The 11995-nt window shown below is 65.9% G+C and carries 10 protein-coding genes; 2 read left to right on the forward strand and 8 right to left on the reverse strand.

The window, feature by feature from the left end; translation table 11 throughout:
* Nucleotides 1-23: 23 nt before the first annotated feature.
* Nucleotides 24-2480 carry a GH92 family glycosyl hydrolase gene (locus ACVWWQ_RS03630; protein WP_133949927.1) on the forward strand — a complete coding sequence of 819 codons (2457 nt, stop codon included), beginning with the start codon at nucleotides 24-26 and terminating at the stop codon, nucleotides 2478-2480.
* Nucleotides 2481-2482: 2 nt separating this feature from the next.
* Here ACVWWQ_RS03630 and ACVWWQ_RS03635 read toward each other — a convergent pair whose 3' ends face one another.
* The 8 genes from ACVWWQ_RS03635 to ACVWWQ_RS03670 form a co-directional block, all read right to left on the reverse strand.
* On the reverse strand, nucleotides 2483-3322 hold the full coding sequence (locus tag ACVWWQ_RS03635) for a ferritin-like domain-containing protein (protein WP_133949925.1): 840 nt from the start codon (nucleotides 3320-3322) through the stop codon (nucleotides 2483-2485).
* Between the two features lie 92 nt (nucleotides 3323-3414).
* Entirely contained in the window at nucleotides 3415-4890 is a 1476-nt protein-coding gene (gene purF, locus ACVWWQ_RS03640) for an amidophosphoribosyltransferase (protein WP_133949923.1), read from the reverse strand.
* 27 nt (nucleotides 4891-4917) lie between these two features.
* A complete protein-coding gene (locus ACVWWQ_RS03645; protein ID WP_133949921.1) occupies nucleotides 4918-5547 on the reverse strand; it encodes a CvpA family protein in 630 nt (209 codons plus the stop codon).
* A 36-nt stretch (nucleotides 5548-5583) separates the two neighbouring features.
* Nucleotides 5584-6609: an SPOR domain-containing protein gene (locus ACVWWQ_RS03650; RefSeq protein WP_133949919.1), complete on the reverse strand. Its 1026-nt coding sequence runs from the start codon at nucleotides 6607-6609 to the stop codon at nucleotides 5584-5586.
* A gap of 88 nt (nucleotides 6610-6697) precedes the next feature.
* Nucleotides 6698-7987: a bifunctional tetrahydrofolate synthase/dihydrofolate synthase gene (gene folC, locus ACVWWQ_RS03655; RefSeq protein ID WP_133949917.1), complete on the reverse strand. Its 1290-nt coding sequence runs from the start codon at nucleotides 7985-7987 to the stop codon at nucleotides 6698-6700.
* Nucleotides 7988-8064: 77 nt separating this feature from the next.
* Entirely contained in the window at nucleotides 8065-8229 is a 165-nt protein-coding gene (locus tag ACVWWQ_RS03660) for a hypothetical protein (RefSeq protein ID WP_166669740.1), read from the reverse strand.
* A gap of 96 nt (nucleotides 8230-8325) precedes the next feature.
* Nucleotides 8326-10878, reverse strand: a complete 2553-nt coding sequence (locus tag ACVWWQ_RS03665; RefSeq protein ID WP_133949915.1) for a heavy metal translocating P-type ATPase — start codon at nucleotides 10876-10878, stop codon at nucleotides 8326-8328.
* A complete protein-coding gene (locus tag ACVWWQ_RS03670) occupies nucleotides 10875-11300 on the reverse strand; it encodes a heavy metal-responsive transcriptional regulator (protein WP_133949913.1) in 426 nt (141 codons plus the stop codon). Before ACVWWQ_RS03670 ends, ACVWWQ_RS03665 begins: the two co-directional genes overlap by 4 nt.
* A 198-nt stretch (nucleotides 11301-11498) precedes the next feature.
* Between ACVWWQ_RS03670 and ACVWWQ_RS03675 the strand changes: the two genes are divergently transcribed.
* Entirely contained in the window at nucleotides 11499-11951 is a 453-nt protein-coding gene (locus ACVWWQ_RS03675; protein WP_099651862.1) for a PA2169 family four-helix-bundle protein, read from the forward strand.
* The last annotated feature ends 44 nt before the right edge of the window (nucleotides 11952-11995 follow it).

Below are 11995 nucleotides of genomic sequence, written 5' to 3' on the forward strand. Positions count from 1 at the left end.
TTTACTGAAAGGAACTTTTCCGCATGGTTTCCCGCCGACGTTTTCTCCAGGGTTCTGCCACCGCACTGGCCCTGCTCGGTACACGCTTTGCTGCACCCTCCGCGTTTGCCAGCGGACTGGCCGGCACCGGCAAGACGGGCGCCAACGGCATGGCCGGCAGCGCCGGACTCACTCGCTACGTCGATGTGTTCATCGGCACCGGCGGCCACGGCCACACCTTCCCCGGCGCCACGCTGCCCTTCGGCATGGTCCAGCTCAGCCCCGACACCAACGACAGTGGCTGGGATGCCAGCTCCGGTTACCACATCGGTGACGGCTCGATCATGGGTTTCTCGCACACGCATCTCAGCGGCACCGGCGCCGCCGACCTGCTCGACGTGCTGGTGATGCCGGCGCAGGGCGCCGTGCAGCTGCAGCCCGGCACGCGCGGCCGGCCCGATATCAACTACACCTCCCAGTACGACATGAAACATCCGGCGGGTACGCCGAAGCAGCTGCCGGTGGGTGCGGTGATCACGCCCGGTCCGGGTTACCGCTCGCGCTTCGATCGCAGCACCGAAAGCGCGCGGCCCGGGTATTACCGTGTCACCCTGAAAGACCACGACATCCTCGCCGAACTCACCGCCACCGAGCGCACCGGCCTGCACCGCTACACCTTCAACAAGAAAGGCGACGGGCATCTGGTGATCGATTTCGCCCACGGCTTCCACGACTCGCTGGAGCAGCCGTGCAAGGTCTCGGACGCCAGCCTGAAACTGATCGGCAACGACACCCTGGTCGGCTCGCGTCGCGTGCATCAATGGGCCAATGGCCGGCACATCCATTTCGCGATGAAGCTGTCACGGCCGATCGCCAAGGGCGTGCTGTACAGCGACGACCACGCGCTGCCGACCGGCACCTCCGATGCGAAAGGCAACAAGCTCAAGGCCGCGTTGCACATCAAGGATGCATCCAGCGCACCGCTGCTGGTCAAGGTAGGCATCTCCGGCGTGGACATCGAGGGCGCGCTGCGCAATCTCGATCAGGAAATGCCCGGCTGGGATTTCGACCAGGTCAGCGAAGCGGCCAACGACGCCTGGAACAAGGAACTGGCACGCATCGCCATCGATGCGCCGTCCGATGACATGCGCCGGATTTTCTACACCTCGCTTTATCACACGATGATGGCGCCTACGCTTTTCAGTGACGTCGATGGTCGCTACCGCGGCATGGATCTGGCCGTCCATCAGCTGCCGAGCGGCGCGCACAACTACAGCACCTATTCGCTGTGGGATACCTATCGCGCACTGCATCCGCTGTTCACCCTGTACCAGCCCGAGCGCGTGCCGGATCTGGTCAACGGCCTGATCCGCATGGCCGCGGAAAGTCCCGAAGGCCCGCCGGTATGGCCGCTGCAGGGCGTGGAAACCGGCTGCATGATCGGCTACCACTCCGCCTCGGTGATCGCCGAAGCGCAGGCCAAGGGTTTCAAGGGCATCGACAGCGACAAGGCCTGGCCGCTGTATCGCAAGCGCGCGATGGACGACGATTACCGCGGCCTGCCCTACTACCGCACGCTCGGCTACATCCCCAGCGACAAGGAAGGCGAAGCGGTCAGCAAGACCCTGGAATACTGCTACGACGACTGGGCCGTGGCGCACATGGCCGATGTCGCCGGCGCCACCGCCGATGCAAAAGCCCTGCGCGCACGCTCGCGCAACTATCGCCACGTGTTCGACAAGAGCGTGACGTTCGTGCGTCCGCGTGACAGCCAGGGCAAGTGGCTGGAACATCCGTTCGATCCCGCTGCCATCGGCCACTCGGACCAGTGGCGCGATTTCACCGAATCCAACGCGTGGCAGGCGACATTCCTCAACCAGCACGATCTGTACGAATACATGCAGTTGTTCGGTGGCGAGGCGGGGTTCGAAAAGAAGCTCGATGGTCTGTTCAGCGCGCACCCCGGTCTGCCCGGCAACGCGCCGCCGGATATCGCCGGCCTGGTCGGCCAGTACGCTCACGGCAACGAACCAAGCCATCACATCGCCTACCTCTACGCCTACACCGGCAACCACCACAAGACCCAGGCGCGCGTACGCTCGCTGCTGGACACCATGTACCGCGCCGAGCCCGACGGTCTGGCCGGCAACGAGGACTGCGGCCAGATGAGCGCGTGGTACGTGATGGGCGCGATGGGGCTGTATGCGGTGGATCCGGTCAGCACCAACTACGTGTTCGGCAGCCCGCTTCTGAATCGCGCCGAGATCGCCTTGGGCAACCAGCGCAAGCTGGTGGTGAAGACCGTCGACAACGGGCCGAAGACGCCCTACATCCAGTCAGTCACCTTCAACGGCAAGCCGTGGACGCGCAGCTGGATAAGCCATGCCGATCTGGTCGCCGGTGGGGAGCTGGTTTTCCACATGGGCGCCACGCCCAACCTGAAGTTCGGCAGCGCCCGCGAGGACAGGCCACCGTCGTTCGGCAGTTCGATGCCCGCCTGAGCTCAGCCGGCAGCCTGCCCCTTGCGGGCGGGCTGTCCTTCCACCGCCAGCGCCGCCAGTCGATCCAGTTCTTCTTCCACGAATCCCGCCTCGCGTCGTGCCGGCAGGTTAAACGGACCACGCAGGCTGACGCCCATGTAGTCGCGCAGAAAGCCGAAAAAGCTGTCGATCGGATCGATGCCGTCGCGTTCGCAACAATGCCGATACCAGCGCGTGCCGGCGGCAACATGGGCCACCTCTTCGCGCAGGATCACTTCGAGAATGGCGACCGTCGCCTCGTCACCGAGGTGGCGGAGCCGATCGATCATGCCGGGCGTGACATCCAGCCCGCGCGCTTCCAGCACCCGCGGCACCAGCGCCATGCGCGCGGTGTCGTGATGAGCCGTCTTTTCCGCCATCGCCCACAAGCCGTCGTGGGCATCGAAGTCGCCGTAGGCATGACCCAACTCGGTCAGCCGTCCGGCCAGCAGTTCGAAATGACGGGCTTCGTCATGGGCGCAACTGGCCCAGTCCCGATAGTAGTCATCGGGCTTGCCGCGATAGCGGTACACCGCGTCCCAGGCCAGGTTGATCGCATTGAACTCGATATGCGCCACCGCGTGTACCAGCGCCGCGCGCCCTTCCGGGCTGCCCAGCCCGCGTTGTGGTACCTGCCGCGCATTGACCAGCAGCGGCCGCGCGGGCCGACCGGGTGCACCGATCGGCGATGGCGCTGGTGACGACGGATCGGGATGCAACTCCCCGGCAAGAAACGCCTGCCAGGTCGCATGCGTCAGGCGCAGCTTTTCTGCCGGATCCGTGGCATCGAGACAGCGCTTGGCGGCGGCGTGGAGATCGGTCATAACGTGCTTCCTGCAGGAGCGCACCCTGTGCGCGATGCCTTTCGTTACGTGACGAAGGGCTCGCGCACAGGGTGCGCTCCTGCATTTCTGTCTCAGACCACGCGGCGTGACGCCTTGGCGTCATCCGAGCGCAGCATCTGGATCTGCTTCAGATACTGCTGATCGAGGCCGGTGACGTATTCGCCGGAGAAGCAGGAGGTATCGAACTGGGCAAGATCCTCGTTGCCGTCCTGCACGGCCCAGATCAGGTCCTGCAGGTCCTGGTAGACCAGCCAGTCCGCACCCAGCACCGTCTCCACTTCCTTTTCGGTATGACCGGAGGCGACCAGCTCCGAGCTGGACGGCATGTCGATGCCATAGACGTTGGGATAGCGTACCGGCGGTGCCGCCGAAGCAAAGTAGACGTTCTTCGCGCCGGCCTCGCGCGCCATCTGGATGATCTGCTTCGAGGTGGTGCCACGCACGATCGAGTCGTCCACCAGCAACACGTTCTTGTTGCGAAACTCCAGACCCACCGGATTGAGCTTGCGGCGCACGGATTTCACCCGCTCGCCCTGCCCCGGCATGATGAAGGTGCGGCCGATGTAGCGATTCTTGACGAAGCCTTCGCGGAACGGCACGCCCAGTGCGCTGGCCAGCGCACTGGCAGCGGTGCGGGCCGTGTCGGGGATCGGAATCACCGCGTCGATGTCATGGTCCGGTCGCAGACGCAGGATCTTCTCGGCCAGCTTTTCGCCCATCCGCAGCCGCGCCTTGTACACCGACACATCCTCGATCATCGAATCCGGCCGGGCCAGGTAGACGTATTCAAAGATGCACGGGGTATGCACGCTGCGTTCGGCGCAATGGCGGCTGTGCAACTGGCCGTCGTCGGTGATGATCACCGCCTCGCCTGGCGCGATATCGCGCACCAGCTTGAAGCCGAGCACGTCGAACGCCACCGACTCGGACGCCACCGCGTATTCATGCCCTTCGGCGGTCACTCGCTCGCCCAGCACCAGCGGGCGGATGCCGTTGGGGTCGCGGAAGACGACCAGGCCATAGCCGAGCACCAGCGCCACGCAGGCGTAACCGCCGCGGGCACGGGCATGCACACCCGCCACGGCCTTGAAGATGTGATCGGGGGTCAGCGCCATCCGATCCTGGATCTGCAACTCGTGCGCCAGCACGTTCAGCAGCACTTCGGAATCGGAATCGGTATTGATGTGGCGACGATCGCCCTCGAACATCTCGCGGCGCAACTGCTCGGTATTGACCAGGTTGCCGTTGTGCGCAAACGCGATTCCGTACGGCGAATTGACATACAGCGGCTGCGCTTCGGCCGAACCTTCCGAACCGGCCGTGGGGTAACGGCAATGACCGATGCCGATGCGCCCGCGCAAGCCGCTCATCGAACTCTGGTTGAAGACGTCGCGAACCAGGCCATTGCCTTTGTGCAGGCGCAGCTTGGAGCCATCCACGGTAGCGATGCCGGCGGCGTCCTGGCCGCGATGCTGCAGTACCGTCAGTCCGTCATAAAGCGCCGACGCCACTTCCGTGGTACCGACAATGCCGATGATTCCGCACATGTTTGTTGCCTGCTTCTGGAGGTGTGTTCAGAATTTCCGGGGCGGCGCAGCGGAACCCGCTGCTGCCGGCAACGCCGGAGGAATGGTGGTGGATGCCGGCGCGGGTGTCGGGCCTGATATGGAGGCAGGAAGCCCCGTCGGCAAGCCGGACAATCGGTCGAGCACCGCCGGCGGATGAAGATGGTCGCGCACGCTGGGTGGTACCTGCTGGCCCAGCCACGCCGCCACGTGCTGGAACTGCGGCAGCAACACGGACTGCTGCCACCACCGGTCACGCGTGAAAGCCGTGAAGCCCACCAGGAACACGATCAGCGTCACCAGCAGCACGCCACGCACGAAACCGAAAATCATGCCCAGCAGGCGGTCGGTACCCGACAGCCCGGTGCCCTCGACCAGTTTGCTGATCACGAAGCGCAGCAAGGCGCCCAGAATCAGCACGGCGACGAAGCACAAACCGTAGCCCACGATGATCCGGGCCGACGGCAGTTCGATCAGATGATCGAAATGCTGTGCCACCGCCGGACCGAAGGTCCAGGCGACCCAGAATGCGGCGACCCATATCACCAGCGCCAGCACTTCGGAAATCAGCCCGCGCCACAGTCCCACCAGCACGGACAGGGCCAGCACGCCGAGGATGATGTAGTCAGTCCAGTTCATGGATGCGTTCAGGCTCGGGCGCGGTCGCTGTCGAACTCAGGGAACCGGGACGACGTTGCCGTCGAGACCCAGCTTCGCCTTGATCTGGTCGTGCACGCGTTGCGCGTCGCTGCGCTGCGTCTGCGGCCCGGCGCGCACACGCCACAACTGCTTGCCGCCGGCCTGCACCGAATCCACGAAGCCGTCAAAACCGTTGGCGCGAAGCTTGTCGCGCAACGCATTCGCATCCGCCTGGCTGCTCACGGCCGCCAGCTGGACGGCCCAGCCACCGGCCTTGCCTGCGCTGCGGGCTGCCGGCGCCGTCGCCGCTGGCGCGCTTTCGTGACTGGCGTCCTGCTCCAGGCGCGCGGGCACGCCCGGAATGGCCTGGGTGATCTTCAGACGCGCCGCCTCGGCCGCGGTGCGGGTCTCGAACGGACCCGCAGTGACCAGGGTGCGCGGCTTGCCGGCCTGGCTGATTGCCTGGGCATGAACCGGATAACCCAGCGCGCGCACACGGCGTTCCAGGTTTGCCGCGCCGGCGGCGCTGGCGTAGGCGCTGAGGTTCAGCGTGTAATTGCCGCGAGCGGCGACCTCAGTCGAGGTCGGCTGGGGTGGAGCAGCGACCGGCCTGGGCGGCTCGGCTTTCGCCACCGGCTTGGTCGCGACCGGCGCGGTGGCCGTCTTGCTGGTGACCTCCGGCTTGGTTTGCTGCGGAATCACCGGCTGGCTCGGCGACGCGCCCGAGCCGGTGGTCACCGTGGTGGGCTGCGGCGGCTGGCCGGCCTTGGGGTCGGTTTCCACGTCGCGCGGCCGGTTGGAACCGATGTTCACCGTGGCAAGCTTCTCGCCCGAGCCCGGCGTCACCGTGTCCGTCGGCGCGCTGGCCGCGCTCGATGCAGCGGCGGCATCCGGCGTCAGGCTCATGGTGCGGGTCTGCAGGTCACGATCCGGCGCCGGCGGAATGGCCAGGTTGACGGCTTGGTCGCCACCCGGGGCGGGCGGAGTACTGGAAAAGAACATCGGCACGAACAGAACCGCCAAGGCAATCAGGACGGCGGCTCCCAGCAGGCGTGTTTTCAAGTTATCGCTCCAGGACGGCAAAGGCAGTGCACACCGCGCCGATTATACCTGCCATGGGCAGGCGCCATTCGTCGCGGCGTGCAGCCGGCTACGCAGCGTGTTCAGCAAGCACGGCGCTGGCCACGAAAAAGGAACCGAACGCCAGGATGCGCCCGCCGGATGCAACACTGCCGCGGGCAGCCCGCAGAGCAGCCGTCACATTGGCGTGTGCCGTCCAGGAAGCCGCTGGAAGCGTCTGCCGAAGGATGCCGGCCAGCACCTCCACGCTCATCCCCCGCGGGGTGTCCCGATCCAGTCCGGCCAGGTGCCAATGGTCGACACGCTCACCGAGCGCGGCGATCACGCCTGCCGCATCCTTGTCGGCCAGCGCGCCGTACACCGCATGCACCCGTGTCGGCGGCTGCGCGTCCAGCCACTCGGCCAGCGCGCGCGCCGCTTGCGGGTTATGGCCGACATCCACCACCACCGGCGTGTCACCCCCGATCATCTGCAACCGCGCCGGCGCGCGCACTTCGTGCAGACCCGCACTGATCGCGGCAAAGAACGCGCTGGGCGTGAGCCCGCCGTCATCCAGCGCATGCAGGGCGGCAATCGCCGCGGCCGCATTGGCATATTGCACCGGGGCCGACAACGCCGGAGCGGGCAGTTCCATCGCACTGCCATCGCGATGCCGCCAGCGCCAGCCATCCGCATGGCGCTCCACACTGAAATCGACGCCGGCCCGCTCGACCCGCGCAGCGCAGGCGTCCAGGGCGGCCAGCAGCCCCGCCGGCGGATCCGACTCGCCCACGATGGCCGGCCGTCCGGCCCGCGCAATGCCCGCCTTTTCGCGACCGATGCTGTCGCGGTCCGGGCCAAGCCAGTCCATGTGGTCAAGATCGACGGTGGTGATGATCGCCACGTCCGCGTCGATGATGTTGACCGCGTCCAGGCGTCCGCCCAGTCCCACTTCCAGCACGGCCACGTCGATGTCGGCGCGCGCAAAAAGATCCAGTGCCGCCAGCGTGCCGAACTCGAAATAGGTCAGCGGAACGGCCTCGCCGAAGGCCGTTCCGCGCGCCGTCTCGATGCGCTCGAACGATGCGACCAGTGCCGCATCATCGACATTCGCCCCGTCGATCCGCACCCGTTCGTTGTACGCCAGCAGGTGCGGCGAAGTGAACGCGCCCACGCGGGTGCCGGCGGCGCGCAACATGGCCTCCAGCAAGGCCACGGTGGAGCCCTTGCCGTTGGTGCCGGCCACCGTGATCACCTGCCGCGCCGGGGGCGGCGCGCCCATCCGGCGCCAAACTTCGCGCACCCGATCGAGGCCCAGCTCGATGCTGTGGATGTTGATGCGTTCCTGGTACGCCAGCCATTCGGCGAGAGTGCGGCTCATGCGGGGACTTTGTGCTGGGAGTTCGAACGACGCCTGCGCAACGCGCGGACGGCAAGCACGAAGTCTAAGGCATCGGCTCAGCTGAACGGATGAATGCCGCTGTAGTGCAGCGCCATGTACATCGCGAACGCGCTCCACAGGGTTTTCTTCAAGGCTTTGCCGACAAACAGCGCGGCCAGCAGGCCCAGTAGAAGCGGCAGGTATTTGTCGAGGGTGCTGCGGGTATCCGGACTGACATTCATGGTGATTCTCCTGCCCCGTGATGGGTGCAGGAGAATGATCGTCGACCAGCGCCGTCGCTGGCAGAAGCTGTCGTCAACCTTCGCCGATGACAAACGTCACAACGCCGCCTTGCGCAGTCGCAGCGCGTTGGTCACCACGGACACCGAACTCAGGCTCATCGCCAGTGCGGCAATCATCGGCGACAGCACGATGCCGAACCACGGATACAGCACGCCAGCGGCCAGCGGCACGCCGACCGCGTTGTAGACGAAGGCGAAAAACAGGTTCTGGTGGATGTTGCGCACGGTGGCTTGGGACAGTTTGCGTGCACGCAGGATCGCGCCCAGTTCACCCTTGACCAGGGTCACCTGCGCGCTTTCCATCGCCACGTCGGTGCCGCCACCCATCGCGATGCCGATATCGGCAGCGGCCAGCGCGGGGGCGTCGTTGATGCCGTCGCCGGCCATCGCCACACGACGACCCTCGGTGCGCAGTGCATTCACGACCGCGGCCTTGTCCGCCGGCGACACGTCGGCGTGCACCTGGTCGATGCCCAGCGTGCGCGCCACCGTTTGCGCGGTGGTGGCGTTGTCGCCGGTCAGCATCACGATGCGCAGGCCGGCAGCATGAAGCGCCTTGATGGCCGCCGGGGTGTCCGGCTTGATCTGGTCGGCTACCGCCAGCAGGGCCGCGAGCACGCCGTCGACGGCGAGGAACATCAGCGTGGCACCCTGCCCGCGCAACTGTTCGGCGCGGGCTTTGGCGTCATCGCCCATGGCCACCTGCAGCTCGTTCATCAGCTTCGCATTGCCCAGCGCAACTGCACGGCCGTCCACGCTCGCGCTGACGCCGCGCCCGGTCAGCGAACGGAAGTCGGCTGCCGCGGGCGTTGCCACGCCTTCAGCGTCAGCCGCCGTGACGATCGCCCGGGCCAGCGGGTGTTCGCTCGGCCGTTCCAGCGCGGCGGCCAAGGCCAACAGCTGTTCGCGCGACTGGCTGCCCAAGATCACCAGCTCGGTCAGCGCCGGCTTGCCCATGGTCAGCGTGCCGGTCTTGTCCACTACCAGGGTGTCGATGTCACGCAGTCCTTCAATCGCGCTGGCGTCCTTGAACAGCACGCCGTGCTGCGCACCGCGGCCGCTGGCGACCATGATCGATATCGGCGTGGCCAGACCCAGTGCACACGGACAGGCGATGATCAGTACCGACACCGCCGCAATCAGCGCATGCGCAAGTCGCGGCTCGGGCCCAACCAGGGCCCATGCCGCGAATGCCAGCAACGCGAATGCCACCACGCCAGGCACGAACCACACCGCGACCTTGTCGGCCACGCGCTGCAACGGTGCCTTGCTGCGCTGCGCCTTCGCCACCAGCGCCACGATCTGCGCCAGCATCGTCTCGCCACCAACCTTCTGCGCGCGCATGGTCAGTGCACCATCCTGATTCACTGTGCCGCCGGTGAGCGTATCGTCTTTCGCCTTGGTCGCAGGCATCGGCTCGCCGGTCAGCATCGATTCGTCGACATGGCTCTCGCCGTCCAGCACCACGCCATCGACCGGCACTTTTTCGCCCGGCCGGACGCGCAGCGTGTCGCCCGCATGCACGTCGTCCAGCGGCACGTCGCTCTCGCTGCCGTCGGCGGCAATCCGCCGCGCGGTTTTCGGGGCCAGGCCGAGCAGCGCCTTCAACGCCGCCCCGGTACGCCGACGCGCACGCAGTTCCAGGAAGTCGCCCAGCGTGACCAGGGTGACGATCACCGCTGCCGATTCGAAATACACCGCGACGCGACCATGCATGTCGCGAAAACCGGCCGGGAAGATCTCGGGCAACAGGAACGCCACCGCGCTGTAGACCCATGCCACGCCGGTGCCCAACGCAATCAACGTGTACATGTTCGGATGCCATGGCTTCAGCGAGCGCCAGCCACGGACGAAGAACGGCGCCCCGCCCCACAGCACCACCACGCTGGCCAGCACCGCCTCGATCCATCCGGCGATGCCAGCCCATGGCGCGGGAAGATGCCAGCCGAACAGATGCGGGCCCATCGCCAGCACGAACACCGGCAAGGTCAACGCCAGCAACGTCCAGAAACGCCGCGTCATGCTCGCCAGTTCGCCGCCGTCGTCCTCGTCAGCGGTGGGCATCATCGGCTCCAGTGCCATGCCGCACTTCGGGCAATTGCCGGGGCCGACCTGCTGCACTTCCGGATGCATCGGACAGGTATGGATCGCACCAGGCGCCGCCGGGGCTGGTGCTGCGCGAGCCACCAGATACGCCGCCGGATCGGCCACGAATTTCTCGTGGCAACGCCCGGAGCAGAAGTGGTACATGCGGCCAGCGTGTTCGGCTTGGTATTTGGCCGTACGCGGATCCACCGTCATGCCACAGACCGGATCCTTCTCTGCAGGCGCGTGGTCGTGGTGCATGTGATCGTGCGTCGCCGGCTTGCCGGCGCAACAGCCACCTGCAGCGGCGCGCTCGCCCGCGTCCAGATACGTCGCGGGCGAAGCGTCGAACTTTGTCTTGCAGCCGGCGCAGCAGAAGTGGAACGTTTGTCCTTCGTGCACGGACTGATGCTTGGATGTTGCCGGGTCCACCGACATGCCGCAGACCGGATCGGTCGCCGTGGCGGGCTTGTCTTGATTGGGGGTGCATGCGTGCGTGTTCATGCCGTCACCTCCCCGTCGCTCAGCGCACGCAGGATCGGGCAGTCCTCCGGCTTGCCATGGCCCGGGCACGACTCGACCAGTTGCGCCAGCCCGTCACGCACGCGCTGCAAATCGACGATGCGCTGTTCAATCGCGGCAAGCCGCTTTTGTGCGCGCTGCTTCACGGCCTTCACCCCACGCTGGCGATCGGTCGACAAGGTCAGCAACTCGCGAATTTCTTCCAGCGTGAAGCCGAGGTCCTTGGCGCGGCGAATGAAGCGCAGCTGCGACACCGTGCCCTCGCCGTAACTGCGATAGCCGGAGGCGCGCCGTTGCGGCTCGGGCAATAGCCCTTCGCGCTCGTAGTAACGGATCGTGTCGATCGCCACGCCGACGCGCTTGGCGACGGCACCGATGGTCAGGGAGAGCGTTGGTGTATTCATGGCTGCAGTCTAGAGCCTTGATCAAGGTCAAGAGTCAAGCGCCGCCGATACCACGGCAAAACATGAACGCCCGCCACGGCATTGAACAAGCTCGTGCCGTCTTCATCACCTGCACTCCCCTTTACTTGATCACGGCGATTCCCCTGCCAACCCCGGCTTCATCGGAATTCCCATCGGAATCAGCAAGGAGAGATATCCATGAACAACGACCATGACATCAAGACCCTCAACAGCCTGATCGAAACCACCCTGGACAGTGCGGACGGTTATGCCGAAGCAGCCAAGGATGCGAAGACCGAACCGCTGATTTCGCTGTTCCGCTCGCGCTCCGGTGAACGTCGTACCGCGGCGGCCACCTTGCAGAACTGCGTGCGTTCGCTGGGCGGCAAGCCCGAAGACGACGGCACGGTGCTGGCCTCGGCCCATCGCATGTTCGTGAACCTGCGCACCAGCCTCACCTCGGCCGACAACAAGGCGGTGGTGGATGAGGTCGAGCGCGGCGAGGATCACATCAAGTCGAAGTTCGAAAGCGCCATGAAGGATGACAAGGTCTCGCCGAACACCATGAGCGTCATCGCGGACGTGTATACGTCTGTCCGCAGCGGTCATGATCAGATGCGTGACATCAAGCAGGCGTTCCACGCAAGCTGAGCCCCTTCGTCTGTCTGACCTGTCAAGGCTGGCGCTTCCGGGCG

It is taken from the genome of Rhodanobacter sp. TND4EL1, from assembly GCF_054061035.1.